Here is a 14,225-nt window from a genome sequence, read left to right as displayed (position 1 = left end):
TTGAAACTTTTTAAATGATGCTTGCCGCTAGGTCTGTCTGGCACTTTTTGCTAAGGTGTCCGGCATCCCAATAAGACCATATCGCGAGGTGTCTGCTTGATTAGGGTGCTAGTGGTCGACGACCATGATCTCGTTCGTACAGGCATTACACGTATGCTGGCCGATATCGATGGCTTGCAGGTGGTTGGACAGGCCGAGTCCGGGGAAGAATCCCTGATCAAGGCCCGTGAGTTGAAACCCGATGTGGTCCTGATGGACGTAAAGATGCCCGGTATTGGTGGCCTCGAGGCCACGCGCAAGCTGTTGCGCAGCCACCCGGACATCAAGGTCGTCGCGGTGACCGTGTGCGAGGAAGATCCATTTCCTACGCGCCTGTTACAGGCTGGTGCCGCCGGCTACCTGACCAAGGGCGCTGGTTTGCCGGAAATGGTTCAGGCGATCCGTCTGGTGTTTGCCGGGCAGCGATACATCAGCCCGCAGATTGCCCAGCAACTGGCGATCAAATCGTTCCAGCCAACCAACGATTCCCCTTTCGACGCCTTGTCCGAGCGGGAAATCCAGATCGCGTTGATGATTGTCGGTTGCCAGAAGGTGCAGATCATCTCCGACAAACTCTGCTTGTCGCCGAAAACAGTGAACACATATCGCTACCGGATTTTCGAAAAGCTGTCGATCAGCAGTGACGTCGAGCTTACGTTGCTGGCTGTGCGCCACGGCATGGTGGATGCCAGCGCCTGATCATGACTGAAGTATTCGATTCCGGCGCCTTCCTGGCGACTGTCAGTGGGCGCCCCGGCGTCTATCGCATGTTCGACAGCGATGCGCGCCTGCTGTATGTCGGCAAGGCCAAGAACCTCAAGAAGCGCCTTGCCAGCTATTTTCGCAAGACCGGGCTGGCGCCAAAAACCGCTGCGCTGGTCGGGCGTATCGCGCAGGTCGAAACGACCATTACCGCCAACGAAACCGAGGCGTTGCTGCTTGAGCAGACGCTGATCAAAGAGTGGCGGCCGCCGTACAACATTCTGCTGCGCGACGATAAGTCCTATCCCTATGTCTTTCTGTCTGACGGCCAATTCCCACGTCTGAGCATCCACCGTGGCGCGAAGAAGGCCAAGGGCAAGTATTTCGGCCCGTACCCGAGCGCCGGGGCCATTCGCGAAAGTCTCAGCCTCTTGCAAAAGACCTTTTTCGTCCGTCAGTGCGAAGACAGCTATTACAAAAATCGCACGCGCCCGTGTCTTCAATATCAGATCAAGCGTTGCAAGGCGCCTTGTGTCGGTCTGGTCGAACCTGAGGTCTACGCCGAGGATGTACGCCATTCGGTGATGTTTCTCGAGGGGCGCAGTCATGCCCTGACCAATGAGCTGTCCACGGCAATGGAAGAGGCGGCAATCAATCTCGAATTCGAGCGCGCCGCCGAGTTGCGTGACCAGATTGCCTTGCTGCGCCGTGTTCAGGATCAGCAAAGCATGGAAGGTGGAACGGGCGACATCGATGTTATCGCAGCTTTCGTCAACCCGGGCGGCGCTTGCGTTCACTTGATCAGTGTGCGCGGCGGTCGGGTGTTGGGCAGCAAGAACTTCTTTCCGCAGGTGGGTATCGAGGAGGAGGTCGCTGAAGTCATGGCGGCGTTCCTCGGTCAGTACTACATCAGCAGTCCGGAGCGCGACCTGCCAGGCGAACTGATCGTCAACGTGGTTCCCGAAGACGCCACGGCTCTGATCGACGCCATCCACGAGCTGCGCGGTCGGGAGCTGAGCATCAGCCACCGGGTACGCGGCACGCGGGCTCGATGGCAGCAGTTGGCGGTCACCAATGCCGAGCAAGCGCTGGGTGCACGCCTGGCCAACCGGCAACACACGGCTGCGCGCTTCGATGCGCTGGCAGAAGTGCTGAACCTGGATGAGCCGCCGCAGCGTCTTGAGTGCTATGACATCAGTCACTCCAGTGGTGAGGCCACCGTCGCTTCCTGTGTCGTGTTCGGCCCGGAAGGCGCGATCAAATCCGACTATCGTCGTTACAACATTGAAGGGGTCACGGCGGGTGATGACTATGCAGCTATGCACCAGGCGTTGACTCGGCGCTTCAGCAAGCTGAAGGACGGGGAGGGCAAGCTGCCGGACATTCTGTTGGTGGACGGTGGCAAGGGGCAGTTGTCGATGGCACGCGACGTACTCAACGAACTGGCAGTGCCGGATCTCATTCTGCTGGGTGTGGCGAAGGGTGCAACACGCAAGGCAGGCTTCGAAACTTTGTATCTCAATGATGCCGCGCATGAGTTCACGCTGCGTGGCGATTCCCCGGCGTTGCACCTGATCCAGCAGATTCGTGACGAGGCGCATCGCTTCGCAATCACCGGCCACCGTGCGCGGCGCGGCAAGACCCGCCGTACCTCGACGCTGGAAGGCGTTGCGGGTGTCGGGCCGACCCGACGTCGGGACTTGTTGAAACATTTTGGTGGATTGCAGGAGCTGTCTCGTGCAAGCATCGAAGAGATCGCCAAAGCACCGGGGATCAGTAAAAAGCTCGCAGAGTCGATTTATGCAAACCTGCATAGCGAGTAGAATGCCAACTCACCTCGTAGCCAGTTGTGCCGATGAATATCCCTAATCTGATTACCGTTCTCCGCGTCCTGCTCATCCCGATCTTCATTTTGCTGTTTTACCTGCCTTACCAGTGGAGCTATATGGCCTCCGCTTCGGTATTCGCCTTTGCGGCGGCAACTGACTGGCTGGATGGCTATCTGGCCCGCCGCCTTGAACAAAGCACGCCGTTCGGCGCGTTTCTCGATCCGGTTGCCGACAAGCTGATGGTGGCAGTCGCTTTGGTACTGCTGGTTCAGGAACACGGCAATTTGTGGCTGACACTTCCCGCAGCCGTCATCATCGGCCGCGAGATTGTCGTATCGGCCTTGCGTGAATGGATGGCCGAACTCGGTGCCCGCGCTCATGTAGCAGTGTCCAATCTCGGCAAGTGGAAAACCGCGGCGCAGATGCTGGCGCTGGTGATCCTGCTGGCCAATCCCCGCGATTTCAGCTTCTGGGTGCTGCTGGGTTACGCCTTGCTGATGATCTCGGCGGGCCTGACGTTGTGGTCGATGGTTCAATACCTGCGGGCCGCCTGGCCGCATCTGAAAACCGACGTTGAAAAGAAATAAAACTTTTTTGAATCAAAGGGTTGACGGGGCATCTGAAATCTATAGAATGCGCCACACCAAGCGGGAATAGCTCAGTTGGTAGAGCACGACCTTGCCAAGGTCGGGGTCGCGAGTTCGAGTCTCGTTTCCCGCTCCAAGTTTGTACGCGGTTGTTGTTGTGCTACTAAACAGCGATCGTTTGAGGCCGAGTAGCAAAATGGTTATGCAGCGGATTGCAAATCCGCCTACGCCGGTTCGATTCCGACCTCGGCCTCCACTATAAACAAGCTCCGTAGATCCATGATTTACGGAGCTTTTTTATTTTCAGTGCGCTGCAAGATTTAGTCTTGAAATCAGCCACTGTGAACTTGCTTCACCGGGACGTGATGTATATATTTCCCGCTCTGCTTCAAAGGCTCAACACAGACAGATTCTCTGGTCGACTGATTTGAGCACTACAACAGCGCTACCGCCCGAATGGCGAAACTGGTAGACGCATGGGACTTAAAATCCCCCGCTCGTAAGGGCGTGCCGGTTCGATTCCGGCTTCGGGCACCATGAATATCAAGGGCTTGCATGACATATCTCATGCAAGCCCTTAGTTCTTTTTTCCGCAATCAAAAAATCTTTTCCGCAATTCGTGACCGTCAGTCACTTCGTGGGGGTAACCTTCATCCCCTTGCGCATTCGAATGTACTGTTCTGTCATCCCAACGGTTGTATGTCCTAGCTGGTCTCTAGCTTCTCGGATGCTCCCTGTTGACTCCTCCTTATCCGTCGCCGCTTTTGCTCTTAGGTCGCGCATCTGAAATTCTGCTTTTGGAATCCCGGCTGCTTCCCTGGCGTCATCAAACCGCTTTCTGAGCATGCTGGTCGTCATTGGCTGCCCAGAGTCGATTACTACCAGACGTGTTGATCTGATTTTGTGTCCAGCCTTTCGTGTCATGATTCGATCGATTACGACTTTGAGCTCACCAATGATCTCGATCCTTCGTTTAGCCCCAGTCTTGCCTTGCTGAACGGAGAGCTTTCCGTCTTTTATGTCTCGCTCATCCATCTTCAATGTGTCTGCGATCCTCTGACCTGTTAGGTAGAACAGGTCCAAAGCGTCTCTCAATGGCTGATCGGCATGCCGGTAGGCTCTGGCAAGTACGTCGTCTTCAACATATATGTCGCGACCGGTTTCTTTATTGCCTTTCACGCCTGAGCAAGGATTTGCCAAGGATGTATAGCCATTCTCGCGAGCAAAGTTCCAGATGGAGCTGAGTAGCGCCTTCTCCCGATTCGCGCGAATAGGTGCTGTCTTGCCACGATGACGAAGGTACTGGCTGACATGTTTCGGTTCGATAGCTTCTAGAGGGGCGGGCGGGTCGTTGAAGAACAGAAGAAGGTTTTTGAGTTCGCGCGCGTTGTCTTTTTGAGTGGCATGGGCTTTTGTGGGAACCACCTCATTCATATAAAGCTCGGCTACGTAAGCAAAGGTAAGTACGGTTTGTGTCAAGGCTTGAGAGACGCGGCTTTTTTCGAGCTTTGCGTACTCTAAGATGGCCAGGCCGTAATCCGTACCTAGCGGTATTTCCTTGCGTGGTTTCCCGCCAGTGTCATAAAGGTAATAGGTGGTGTTGCCGCGTTTTCTCTCGCGCAGGCGAGGAATGCTCCCCGGCTTTGTTGGTCTTCGTCCCATTCATCCCACCAGGCGCGGCTGCCACGTTGGAGTTTCTGTCGCGTTGGTAGTTGCTCCTGTCAGCGCGGACGCAATCACGCAAGGCCAGCCATTGCGCTTGATGGTATGACGAATGCCATTGCGCTTCAGCACCATAATCTGACCGGCTTTAGTTTTAGCTCCGGTCAGTTCGCAGACTTGCTCATGGCTGAGAAATTGAATGCTCATGCTGGTTCCTTGCTAGGAAATGCGGAGCGCTTCGAATGCGCTTGCAGTGCGACCTTGCTGCCTTCGGTTCCTGGATATAGCTGCGCAGCCATTGCAAGCGCCTGTTCGCGCAGCGATCGGGTATCACGCTCGAGCTTCTTGCCGGTACGAAAGGCGCTGAAGGTCTCAGCGGCGATCCGCAGCAGCTCGCCGATATCGATCAGTGTCTGGTGCTCGGCCGGGCCGAAGAGTGGACCTGCTTCAAATCGTTTGCAGGTGTGTACCAAGCGCGTGTGATCTGCGCTAATGAATTGCAGCGAGGCTCTAAGCTCGCGGATGGTTTTAGCACTTACGGCGCGCTGAATGTCTTCACCCTCGCGCAGGCCGGTCTCAAGACCATCTCTGCGGCCCATGATGTAACCGCCCCATACCAGGAGGGCCGCCATAACGATCAAGATGACGAGTGCAACTGTTTGTACTGGAGTCATCATTTGGTGTGCTCCTGGGGTTGTCGTTGGCTGGTGGTAACTGCCGTCAGTGGTGTGGGTGCAGCATCGTGTTGGTCGTCATGCTGTCGCTGCATGTTCTCATCAGCCTTGTAGGCGCAGATGTCGATCAGCGAGGCCATGTGCCGTATGTGGACGTATTTGAGTGCCTTGCGACTGGCGTCGATCGTAGTGATCGGAAGCTGAATCCGGCCGTTGTAGATCTCAGTCACGAACAGCTGTGAATTTAAGTTGCGAAAATAGGCTTCCCGTATTTTTTCCAGTGGGATCAGTACATTCCCAAAAGTGCGATAGAGCATTTCGACGGTGGTCGATTCGGGCGCCGGATGAAGGCGAAGCGGATTCTGCGTGGCGTTACTCATGGCCTTGTCGAGCCTCCTTGAGTTGTTTTCGGGCCGGGTGGTTCCAGGCATTCAGGCAGTGGCGTTTAGTCAGCTCGCGCAGATGTTCGGGCACTTCGAGGAGCGCGGCGTTGCGCTCCTCTCGTGTGCGCATGGCAACAATCTGGCGAGCGTACTCCCTAGGCCACGTCACGGCGGTCTGCAGGGATTGCAGGAAGATCGATGTCCAACTGCTCGGCCAGCCAACGGATACCGGCCTGCTTCACCCGAGTCGACTGGCTGTACTGCATTCCGTGTTTCTCGTCATACCAGGGACTGTCCTTGGCCCGCAGGTACGCTTTGTCGCGCTTCGGGTTCGCCGGCAGGTTTCCCTTGAGCAAACCTTTTTCCCGCATGAGAGCGATCAGTTTGGGGCGAGTGAGGCTGAGTTGAGCGGCTGCTTGGGCGAGGGTGCGTTCCATAAACGGTTCCTCAAGCAGCATGCGCAGCAGGAGTGGCCGCTGCAGCAAGGTGGTTGATGGACTCAATGAGCTTTGCGTAGATCTCGGCATCGGGGTCGTACAGAGTGAAGCAGCGCGTATGCGGGCTCTTGTTGCCGATGCTCAAGATGGCGGTGACGCCCCGGCGTGAATGGGTGCGATGCAGCGCCACATGCAGGGGAAGCTCGAAACCCATGTCGAGGCTCAGCACACCGCCGGTGTGCACCAGTTCGAATACGCGCTGCTTGTCCTGGAGCTCAAAACGGCCGTATTGACGATCGGCATGCGGGAGATGCAACAGGTCGCTGGAGTTGCTCGCGTCGAACGGACCGTTGGCAATTTCTTCAATAAAGTCGGCCAGCTTTAGGTGCATCTTCTTGTCGTTCTGCAGGGTTAGCGTGTGGCGTTCGCTGCCCAGCTCCACGACGAAAGTGCTTTCTACTGAGCCGCGCTCAGCTTTGAGACGGAATGCCAGACACTCGCGCTTCGGCGCTGTGCGCAGGACGTGATTGAAGGTCTCGGTCAGATTGACCTGGGCATTGAGCAACTGCAGGGTGCGGTTGTCGATCTTGTATTTGATCATGCCGCGTGTCCTCCACCATTTGGGTCGAAACACTTGGCAGAAGGGCGACGTTTTTTGGAGGTTTTGATGCTTATAAAAACGCAGCCGCATTCTCTGGCCAGACGACGAACCTCGAAAATGCGGCAGGGGTCAGCGATGGTTGGATGTATATGAATCGTAGCTTTGGTATGCATGAATTTGCCTCGCTCCGTGGTGAAAGAGTGAGTGCAAATTAGCAACAGCTAATCCGTTCTGCAATAGCAAATGCTAAATTTCAGATCTCGAGGTACTTTGACGGCTTCAAGATAGCCCCGACGTAATGGATTTTTTCGACGAGCTTTTCTTCCAGGAAGATAGGAGGGTAGCTGTCGTTAATGCTATCGAACCGGAGTTGACCGTCCCGGCGATAAATGAACTCTTTCACCATTGCCCTACCATCAGTGGTCCGCACGAGGACCTCATCGCCAGTCTGATAACTATGATTTGGCTCTATGAGCACAAACTCCCCGTTTTTGATGCGTGGATGCATGCTGCTTCCCACGACTTTCAAGCCATATGCGTCGGGATCGGAACTGATAATTTCCAAGTACCCATCGCCATGACCAGGAGGATATTCAAGTGCGTCGAAGTAGCCATCAGTACCCAACATAGCCTTTCCTACTACAGGTACTGGGGCAGGGCGCCGGTGCTCGCTTGCTTCCCGCTCTTCAGCTGTTCTAAGAGCGGTTTCGTTAATGGTCGCATTGAAGAACGCGGGGTGGGGCAAAACCGGAGGCTTAAGGCCAAGAGCGATCCAAGCGGCGGTGATTTGATGTTGGTCTTCGGCGGAGTAGGTTCCCGTCGTCAGCAAATCAGCAGGAATTGCGAGCTTTTTTGCGAGGTTCGTGGCCGCTCGGTCACCCAATGTCCGGTGTCCGTTCAGGATCTGAGAAATGTAAGAAGCGTCCACATCGGCATGCGCTCCGGCAAAGTCCTTGAGTTGGTTTTCACCAATCAGGGCTTTAAGAATCGTGAGGCGTTTTTCGTAGATATTCATATGGGGAATCATCCGTGCTCCGTTAGCAAAATGTAAATTACGTTTTGCTATTGCGGATCGGATTAGCAGTTGCTAATCTTGAGTTGAATAGGGGGTTAGCAATGACGCTTCTCGAATACCTAAAGATCCTAGACGACACGCAGCTCAAGAGCTTCGCCTCTCGATGTAATACCTCAGTCGGCCAATTAAAGCAGGTTGCTTATGGCAATCGTCGAGCGAACGCAGCCTTATCCATTTCGATCGATCGGCATAGCGGCAGTCGTGTGACGTGTGAGTCGCTAAGGCCGGACATTGATTGGCAATATCTGCGAATGCAGGCAACAGCTACTCGCAGAGTAGAAAACGCTGCATAGAAAAAAGGCGACCCTAGGGTCGCCCAGTTTCTCCCGACAGCATCACCACAATGCTATCGGGTCGCGATGTCGGAAGGCGAGCACACCACATGCCGCCGACCTTCATTGCGTTTCCAAGGCTCGGAAGCCTTGGTGTTGCTGCCGTTCTTACCACAGAGCTGGCAGCTGTTGCGCCAGGGGTGAACAACGGATTGTTCGCCCCGGCACGGTGCCGGTTGTCCCCTGCAAGGGTTACCGGCGTTTGGGCCATACCAAGCCACGCGACAAATGTATCACCACTCCCTGTCGCGCGGCACTGGCAACTTTTAGGATTAATGCCATGAGCCGAATTGCTCTCAGTTCTCTGGAACGGGCGCAGCGGGAAATCCTGCCGCTCGATTTAGCGCTGTACCACGCCGCTCGCGATTACCCAGGCGGGGCTGCTGCCATCGCTGCCACGACCGGTCGTAACCCGACCACGCTGCAGCACAAACTGTCGCCGACCCACCCGAGTCACTCCATCAACATTCAGGAGTTTGGCGAGATCCTCGAACTGACCAAGGATCGCCGCATTCTGGATGCGGTGCATGCGCTGGTCGGCGACACGATCTGGCAGGAGCTGGCCGACACCTACACCAACGACATGCCCGAGACTTTGACGACGGGGATCGCCGAATACTTCCGCCAGGTCGCTGATCTGGCCGAGACGTGGGCCAAGAGCATCGGCGACGGTGTGGTGACTGATCAGGAACTGGCTGCGATTCGCCTGCAGGTGTTCCGGGGCATTCAAGGTCTGCTGGGTTTGTTCAACCGCGCCACCTACGTCAACCAGACGACGCGAGGTGCTGACCGTGGCTGACATCGCCGATTTCGCCAACGACCTGGTGCAGGAACGCATCGATCAGGCTATGGCCGCGCGCAGCGCTGCCAAAGCCGAAAGCGCTGCCCATTCTTTGCTGTTCTGTGAAGCCTGTGACGATCCGATCCCGGAAGCACGCCGCCTGGCTCAACCGGGTTGCTCGCAATGCATCAGCTGCCAGTCCCTGTCTGAGCGGGGGATTCAGCATGCTCGATGAGGTATTGGGGCAATTCGCCGATTACGGTCTGGAGCCGGCGCAACCGTTGGTGTTCGGCAAGCTGACCCGCTGCAAGACTTCGCAGGACAAGGGCAAGGAAAAGAACGGCTGGTACGTGGTCCACGAGCAGCGCACGGAGAAGGGCGACACGCTGATCTTCGGCGCTTTCGGTGACTGGCGTTCGGGCGAGACGCAGAAGATCAAGGTCAAGGCCGGTCGCATGTCGCCGGAGGAGCGCGAAGTGATGCGCGCCCGCCAGGAAGAAGCCAAGCGCCGCGCCGCCGAAATCGCGAACAACGCTGCGCGGCGGGCCGCGAAAAGGGCGCAAGGTTTGTTCGAGCGCATGCCGACCACCGGGCGCAGCGATTACCTGGATCGCAAACAGATCGTTGGCATCAACGTGCGTTACGCGCCGCGCACCGGTGCTGTGCTGGTTCCGATGAAGAACGCCCGTGATCAGATCATGGGCCTGCAAGTGATCTTCCCGAGCAAGCAGGAAGACACCGGCCGCGACAAATCCTACTGGCCTTACGGCATGGCAAAGGAGGGCACTTTCCACCTGCTCGGTCCGCACCCGGTACCGGGCGAACCGGTGCTGGTGTGCGAGGGCTACGCCACCGGCGCCAGCCTGCACATGGCGACGTCGCTCGCTGTGGCCGTGGCCTTCGATGCCGGTAACTTGCTGGCCGTGTGCAAGATCATGCGCGAGCGCTTCGCCGGCTGCCCACTGATCATCTGCCGTGACGATGACTGGAAGACCAAAAAGCCCAATGGCGATGCCTGGAACCCGGGCGAGGAGAAGGCGAGCAATGCTGCATTGATCGTCGGTGCCCAGGTCGTGGCGCCGATCTTCTCGGTCGAGCGTCACGACAAGTGGACCGACTTCAACGACCTGCACGTTGCTGAAGGTTTGGACGCGGTTCGCCGACAAGTGCTGGCCGTGGTCCGCCCACCCGCTGCCGGTGGCTGGAAAGATCAGCTCGCTCGCAGTGAAAGCGGCGCGCTGATCGCGCACATGCAGAACGTCGAATTGATCCTCGCTCACGATGAACGCTGGGCCGGGGTAATCAGCTACTGCGCCTTCAGCTCGAAGATCGTCAAGCTGCGTGCTGCGCCTTATGGCGGCGGTACCGGCGAATGGGCCGACATCGATGACGTGCGCGTGATGAAGTGGCTCGCGCAGCAGTACAACCTGCGTGTGAAGTCCTCGCACGTGATTGAGGCGGTCAGTGTCGTGGCTCACGACCACGCGTTTCACCCGGTGCGCGAGTACTTGAAGAAACTGGAATGGGATCGCGTGCCGCGCCTGGAGCGCTGGTTGACGGATGTCATGGGGGTGAAGGCAACCGATTACACGTTCAAGGTCGGCAAGCGCTGGATGATCTCGGCCGTGGCGCGGGTGATGAAACCCGGCTGCAAGGCGGACTCGGTGATGATCCTCGAAGGCGTACAAGGCGCCGGTAAGTCGACCGCCATGAGCGTGCTCGGCGGTGAGTGGTTCATGGACACGCCGTTTGCCCTCGGTGACAAGGACGGCTTCCAGGCGATTCGTGGCAAGTGGATTGTCGAGCTCGGCGAGCTGGACAGCTTCAACAAGGCCGAGAGCACCAAGGCCAAACAGTTCTTCTCCGCGTCCACCGACACCTACCGCGAAAGTTATGGCCGCAGAACGTTGGACGTGCCACGCCAGTGTGTCTTCGTCGGTACCACCAACCAGGACGAGTACCTCAAGGACGCCACCGGCAACCGTCGTTATTGGCCGGTAGCCTGTACCAAGGTCGACGTGCCGTTGCTGCGCGAGATCCGCGACCAGTTGTGGGCCGAAGCGGTGTTCTGCTTTGAGGCCGGTGATCTCTGGTGGGTGACGCGAGAGGAAGCGCCGATGTTCAGCGAGGAGCAGGACGAACGCTTTGTGGTGGACGAATGGGAAACGCCCATCCTGACCTGGCTCGAAGAGTCGCAGATCGGCGAGACCACCACCGGCAGTGAGGTGATGAGTCAGGCGCTCAAGCTCGATCCCGGTCATTGGGGCAAACCCGAGCAGATGCGCGTGGGCGCGATCCTGCATCGACTGGGCTGGCGACGTTTCCGTTTGGGCGCCTTGAGCAAGAGCGGCCAGCGGCCATGGGCGTACAAGAAACCTGAGGGTTGGGGCAGGGCGCCTGCGCGGGAACAACCTGAGTTTGAGGAGCCGTGCTTCGATGATTAAGGCAATCGATATGGCCCTCAAGCAATGGGCTCAGGAGCTGCACAGCGACGAGGTAGCCGCCGGTTACTCCGGGGGCAACATGGTCGCGATGATGATGGAGAGCGGTGGTCAGCTCGTGCGCGGCAGGCGCGGGAGCAGGGTGCCGCTGGAAGCCTCCCTGGACATCGAACGCATCGTCAAGAAACGCCTCGATCCCGAGTTGATGACGGTGGTCCAGGTGCATTACTTCCAGCCCGATGCGCCCTTGGCAGCGCGTCTGACGCGCAGTGGCTGCACGCGCAATCTCTATTACCAGCGCCTGCATGACGCCCACATCGTGGTCGAGCACTTCCTCCTGGGGGAAGCGGCTTGACCGTGGGCACAACTCTGGCTCACGCCGTCCCACCGGCCTGCCTCCGTCCCACCGCTTTTTGCAGTGGTGAGACGGGCGCAGGCCGCGTCGTTGTTGGGCTGTCCCACCGTCCCACCTTTTTCGGGCCTCCCGCCCGTGTGTGCGTAGCGGGTACAGGTACGCGCGTTTACGCGCACGCGTGTTTTTAAATATTCTTTCTATACACGAGAAAAGAGAGATAAAAGTAGGACGGTGGGGCAAAGCCCCAATCTGCGGGGCTTTCAGGCGTCCCACCTTGTTTTGGAGAGGTGGGACGCATGGGACGCCACCGAAACAACAGAAGCAAAAGCCAGCCGGGTTGAGATATTCACCGACATTCGCCAGCCGTTCACCGGACGTAAGCCACATATTCACCGGATGGCATTAAAACGGTCTTGCTGCCACCAGAATCGACCTGTAAAAAGGGGCCATCTTCGATGGGTGCGACCGCAAAGCGCGGCAGGCCACCCACACCTGACCCGGCCATTGCGCCGGGTCTTTTTGTTTAAGGGGCAGGGCAATGACGAACGAGCAACAGGCACTGTCAGAGATGCCGATCTGGTTGGTGATTGCCCTGTCACTGGTTGGCGGTGTCTCCGGCGAGATGTGGCGCGCTGACAAGGATGGGGCACGAGGTTGGGCGTTACTGCGCCGCCTCGCACTTCGGTCCGGTGCCTGCATCGTGTGCGGTGTGTCAGCGATGATGTTGCTGTTCGGTGCGGGCCTGTCGATCTGGACAGCGGGCGCCCTGGGTTGCCTGACCGCGATGGCCGGCGCGGACGTCGCCATCGGCTTGTACGAACGCTGGGTGGCCAAGCGCTTGGACCTGAGCGAGGCGGAACCGAAGGCATGAGCCGGGCAGGCCGGGTAGGGTGCCGATTTTTCCGGGTCCTCCCTGAGGGCCGCCCCCTACACGGGTTATCGAACTCGCGGAATCTCTCTAGCTGAAACGGTTGCAGGGATGTCCGTCTTTGCAAACACGAGTGTTTGTAGGAAAGGAAATAACCATCGGCAGATGTATAGGTTTTTGAAATATGGGGACTCAATCACTGTTTGGGTGGTCAAGATTGATATAGGGTAAGGACAGGCGTTGTACCAATAATCGGTTCGGGGCCTGTTCAAAAGCCCGATCTAGAGCCCTCAACGATGCCATTATCAAATCAGCCGCACTGGCTAAAGCGCGATCCAATTTTGACCTTTTTGCTGAAGCCGTAGACGAGCGTGATCTGGAGACGCTGTTCAGAGGCGCTATTGGCTACTGCCGAGCTCTGCAAAGGAATGGAGTCATCAGCGAAGATGAACTCGCGCAGCTTCTGGATGAAGCTGACCAGGTACGTGATCGTTGGTTCGGTCCGCGCAGATCTACCGCGAAGCAAAGATAAATCACCAACTCCCGCCAGAAATCAAAGCCGGCGGATCTCCGTGCACCGCTCTTGGCGCAACGCCCTCGTCGCGATCGGAATCAGCCAGAACTCGCCGGGGACCCTGAGGACTTTCAAAGGACACGGGGTCGGAAACCCGCGGGATCGTGTTAGTTGGAGGCTCGCCAGCTTACTGAAATTTCAATCCACTGAAATCTTGAAAGGAATCATTGAAAAGCCGCTGAAAAGGAGGGCTTATGAGCACAGCCACATACCTGTCGAAGAGCGCCTTCGCGGCGCACATTGGTCGGTCACCGAGTTACATCACCTGGCTGAAAGAGAACGGCCGACTGGTACTGTCGCCCAACGGCAAGCAGGTCGACGTGCTGGCCACCGAAGCATTGATCCGCGATACCGCTGACCCAAGCAAGGCTGCCGTCGCTGCCCGCCACCAACAGGAGCGGCTTCAGCGTGATGTGTACAGCCAAGTCTCAGCCCAATCCGAACCGACTAACATGGCTGCGCCGCCGCCCGTTGAATCCGCGCAAGGGCAGTCCCCGGACTTTCAGAAAGCACGTGCGCATCGCGAGCACTACCTGGCGAGGATGGCCGAGATGGAGTTTCGCAAGGCTCAGGGGGAACTGGTGGAAATCAGCTTTGTGCAGAAAGCCGCCTTTGAAACAGCGCGATCGCTCAATCATTCACTGATGAGCCTGTCGCCTCAATTGGCGCCACAGCTCGCTGCTCTATCTGATCCATGGGAAGTAGAGAGGCAGCTAACGGCTGCGCTGCGCCAGCGGCTCAACGAAGCCGCTCAAGTGTCCAGTGACGACTTCGGATTTGCATTGAGTGAATGCTAAAAGTATCTGTGGACCTGTCCCGTGACAACGACGCCAAGAAGCTGGTTATTTGGCCGTCTGCTTTCGGCTGTGGATTCAACCGGTCGAT

At 57.4% G+C, this 14,225-nt stretch carries 17 protein-coding genes and 3 tRNA genes; 13 read left to right on the top strand and 7 right to left on the bottom strand.

Annotated features, from left to right (window positions below):
• Positions 1 to 96 precede the first annotated feature (96 nt).
• The 6 genes from uvrY to ACM6I7_RS07325 all read left to right on the top strand — a co-directional run bounded on the left by uvrY (position 97) and on the right by ACM6I7_RS07325 (position 3,694).
• Complete coding sequence (gene uvrY, locus ACM6I7_RS07350) at positions 97 to 738, top strand: UvrY/SirA/GacA family response regulator transcription factor (RefSeq protein WP_024012761.1); 642 nt, start codon at positions 97 to 99, stop codon at positions 736 to 738.
• Between the two features lie 2 nt (positions 739 to 740).
• Complete coding sequence (gene uvrC, locus ACM6I7_RS07345; protein ID WP_027612674.1) at positions 741 to 2,564, top strand: excinuclease ABC subunit UvrC; 1,824 nt, start codon at positions 741 to 743, stop codon at positions 2,562 to 2,564.
• 32 nt (positions 2,565 to 2,596) lie between these two features.
• Positions 2,597 to 3,157, top strand: coding sequence for a CDP-diacylglycerol--glycerol-3-phosphate 3-phosphatidyltransferase (pgsA, locus tag ACM6I7_RS07340; RefSeq protein WP_003225417.1), 561 nt, complete (start codon positions 2,597 to 2,599; stop codon positions 3,155 to 3,157).
• Positions 3,158 to 3,217: 60 nt separating this feature from the next.
• Positions 3,218 to 3,293, top strand: a tRNA-Gly gene (locus ACM6I7_RS07335).
• 46 nt (positions 3,294 to 3,339) lie between these two features.
• Positions 3,340 to 3,413, top strand: a tRNA-Cys gene (locus ACM6I7_RS07330).
• Positions 3,414 to 3,607: 194 nt separating this feature from the next.
• Positions 3,608 to 3,694, top strand: a tRNA-Leu gene (locus ACM6I7_RS07325).
• A gap of 93 nt (positions 3,695 to 3,787) precedes the next feature.
• Here the strand turns inward: ACM6I7_RS07325 and xerC are convergent.
• The 7 genes from xerC to ACM6I7_RS07290 all read right to left on the bottom strand — a co-directional run bounded on the left by xerC (position 3,788) and on the right by ACM6I7_RS07290 (position 7,929).
• Complete coding sequence (gene xerC / locus ACM6I7_RS07320; protein WP_056785472.1) at positions 3,788 to 4,819, bottom strand: tyrosine recombinase XerC; 1,032 nt, start codon at positions 4,817 to 4,819, stop codon at positions 3,788 to 3,790.
• A complete protein-coding gene (locus tag ACM6I7_RS07315; RefSeq protein ID WP_060843854.1) occupies positions 4,820 to 5,026 on the bottom strand; it encodes a DUF4224 domain-containing protein in 207 nt (68 codons plus the stop codon).
• Positions 5,023 to 5,496 (bottom strand): hypothetical protein, encoded by a 474-nt coding sequence (locus tag ACM6I7_RS07310; RefSeq protein WP_414888241.1) that lies wholly within the window; start codon positions 5,494 to 5,496, stop codon positions 5,023 to 5,025. The genes ACM6I7_RS07315 and ACM6I7_RS07310 overlap by 4 nt, the downstream gene beginning before the upstream one ends.
• On the bottom strand, positions 5,493 to 5,873 hold the full coding sequence (locus ACM6I7_RS07305; RefSeq protein ID WP_060843853.1) for a pyocin activator PrtN family protein: 381 nt from the start codon (positions 5,871 to 5,873) through the stop codon (positions 5,493 to 5,495). The genes ACM6I7_RS07310 and ACM6I7_RS07305 overlap by 4 nt, the downstream gene beginning before the upstream one ends.
• Positions 5,874 to 6,031: 158 nt before the next feature.
• The gene (locus ACM6I7_RS07300) at positions 6,032 to 6,313 is read right to left on the bottom strand and encodes a phage antirepressor KilAC domain-containing protein (protein ID WP_414888240.1); all 282 of its coding nucleotides are present in this window, start codon (positions 6,311 to 6,313) and stop codon (positions 6,032 to 6,034) included.
• A 10-nt stretch (positions 6,314 to 6,323) separates the two neighbouring features.
• The gene (locus ACM6I7_RS07295; protein ID WP_414888239.1) at positions 6,324 to 6,914 is read right to left on the bottom strand and encodes a hypothetical protein; all 591 of its coding nucleotides are present in this window, start codon (positions 6,912 to 6,914) and stop codon (positions 6,324 to 6,326) included.
• 253 nt (positions 6,915 to 7,167) lie between these two features.
• Positions 7,168 to 7,929: a S24 family peptidase gene (locus ACM6I7_RS07290; RefSeq protein ID WP_082729334.1), complete on the bottom strand. Its 762-nt coding sequence runs from the start codon at positions 7,927 to 7,929 to the stop codon at positions 7,168 to 7,170.
• Between the two features lie 101 nt (positions 7,930 to 8,030).
• Here ACM6I7_RS07290 and ACM6I7_RS07285 point away from each other — a divergent pair, with 101 nt between their 5' ends.
• The 7 genes from ACM6I7_RS07285 to ACM6I7_RS07255 all read left to right on the top strand — a co-directional run bounded on the left by ACM6I7_RS07285 (position 8,031) and on the right by ACM6I7_RS07255 (position 14,137).
• The gene (locus ACM6I7_RS07285; RefSeq protein ID WP_414888238.1) at positions 8,031 to 8,282 is read left to right on the top strand and encodes a transcriptional regulator; all 252 of its coding nucleotides are present in this window, start codon (positions 8,031 to 8,033) and stop codon (positions 8,280 to 8,282) included.
• Between the two features lie 319 nt (positions 8,283 to 8,601).
• Positions 8,602 to 9,120 (top strand): phage regulatory CII family protein, encoded by a 519-nt coding sequence (locus ACM6I7_RS07280; protein ID WP_009049401.1) that lies wholly within the window; start codon positions 8,602 to 8,604, stop codon positions 9,118 to 9,120.
• Positions 9,113 to 9,337, top strand: coding sequence for a TraR/DksA family transcriptional regulator (locus tag ACM6I7_RS07275; protein WP_008080171.1), 225 nt, complete (start codon positions 9,113 to 9,115; stop codon positions 9,335 to 9,337). The genes ACM6I7_RS07280 and ACM6I7_RS07275 overlap by 8 nt, the downstream gene beginning before the upstream one ends.
• Positions 9,327 to 11,546, top strand: coding sequence for a VapE domain-containing protein (locus ACM6I7_RS07270; RefSeq protein WP_414888237.1), 2,220 nt, complete (start codon positions 9,327 to 9,329; stop codon positions 11,544 to 11,546). The genes ACM6I7_RS07275 and ACM6I7_RS07270 overlap by 11 nt, the downstream gene beginning before the upstream one ends.
• Positions 11,539 to 11,898 (top strand): hypothetical protein, encoded by a 360-nt coding sequence (locus ACM6I7_RS07265; protein WP_323161354.1) that lies wholly within the window; start codon positions 11,539 to 11,541, stop codon positions 11,896 to 11,898. The genes ACM6I7_RS07270 and ACM6I7_RS07265 overlap by 8 nt, the downstream gene beginning before the upstream one ends.
• A 538-nt stretch (positions 11,899 to 12,436) precedes the next feature.
• Positions 12,437 to 12,769: a phage holin family protein gene (locus ACM6I7_RS07260; protein ID WP_414888236.1), complete on the top strand. Its 333-nt coding sequence runs from the start codon at positions 12,437 to 12,439 to the stop codon at positions 12,767 to 12,769.
• A 765-nt stretch (positions 12,770 to 13,534) separates the two neighbouring features.
• The gene (locus ACM6I7_RS07255) at positions 13,535 to 14,137 is read left to right on the top strand and encodes a terminase small subunit (protein ID WP_103366966.1); all 603 of its coding nucleotides are present in this window, start codon (positions 13,535 to 13,537) and stop codon (positions 14,135 to 14,137) included.
• Positions 14,138 to 14,225: the final 88 nt, after the last annotated feature.

It is taken from the genome of Pseudomonas sp. IT-93MI4 (genome assembly GCF_949767635.1).
Taxonomy (GTDB): Bacteria; Pseudomonadota; Gammaproteobacteria; order Pseudomonadales; family Pseudomonadaceae; genus Aquipseudomonas; species Aquipseudomonas putida_A.
This window is presented reverse-complemented; position numbering and strand designations above follow the sequence as displayed.

What these genes read in the sequence shown, in the direction of transcription:
- uvrC (WP_027612674.1), top strand. Translation starts at nt 741, where the DNA reads ATGACTGAAGTATTCGATTCCGGCGCCTTCCTGGCGACTGTCAGTGGG.
- pgsA (WP_003225417.1), top strand. Translation starts at nt 2,597, where the DNA reads ATGAATATCCCTAATCTGATTACCGTTCTCCGCGTCCTGCTCATCCCG.
- xerC (WP_056785472.1), bottom strand. Translation starts at nt 4,819, where the DNA reads ATGGGACGAAGACCAACAAAGCCGGGGAGCATTCCTCGCCTGCGCGAG.
- ACM6I7_RS07315 (WP_060843854.1), bottom strand. Translation starts at nt 5,026, where the DNA reads ATGAGCATTCAATTTCTCAGCCATGAGCAAGTCTGCGAACTGACCGGA.
- ACM6I7_RS07310 (WP_414888241.1), bottom strand. Translation starts at nt 5,496, where the DNA reads ATGATGACTCCAGTACAAACAGTTGCACTCGTCATCTTGATCGTTATG.
- ACM6I7_RS07305 (WP_060843853.1), bottom strand. Translation starts at nt 5,873, where the DNA reads ATGAGTAACGCCACGCAGAATCCGCTTCGCCTTCATCCGGCGCCCGAA.
- ACM6I7_RS07300 (WP_414888240.1), bottom strand. Translation starts at nt 6,313, where the DNA reads ATGGAACGCACCCTCGCCCAAGCAGCCGCTCAACTCAGCCTCACTCGC.
- ACM6I7_RS07295 (WP_414888239.1), bottom strand. Translation starts at nt 6,914, where the DNA reads ATGATCAAATACAAGATCGACAACCGCACCCTGCAGTTGCTCAATGCC.
- ACM6I7_RS07290 (WP_082729334.1), bottom strand. Translation starts at nt 7,929, where the DNA reads ATGAATATCTACGAAAAACGCCTCACGATTCTTAAAGCCCTGATTGGT.
- ACM6I7_RS07285 (WP_414888238.1), top strand. Translation starts at nt 8,031, where the DNA reads ATGACGCTTCTCGAATACCTAAAGATCCTAGACGACACGCAGCTCAAG.
- ACM6I7_RS07280 (WP_009049401.1), top strand. Translation starts at nt 8,602, where the DNA reads ATGAGCCGAATTGCTCTCAGTTCTCTGGAACGGGCGCAGCGGGAAATC.
- ACM6I7_RS07270 (WP_414888237.1), top strand. Translation starts at nt 9,327, where the DNA reads ATGCTCGATGAGGTATTGGGGCAATTCGCCGATTACGGTCTGGAGCCG.
- ACM6I7_RS07265 (WP_323161354.1), top strand. Translation starts at nt 11,539, where the DNA reads ATGATTAAGGCAATCGATATGGCCCTCAAGCAATGGGCTCAGGAGCTG.
- ACM6I7_RS07260 (WP_414888236.1), top strand. Translation starts at nt 12,437, where the DNA reads ATGACGAACGAGCAACAGGCACTGTCAGAGATGCCGATCTGGTTGGTG.
- ACM6I7_RS07255 (WP_103366966.1), top strand. Translation starts at nt 13,535, where the DNA reads ATGAGCACAGCCACATACCTGTCGAAGAGCGCCTTCGCGGCGCACATT.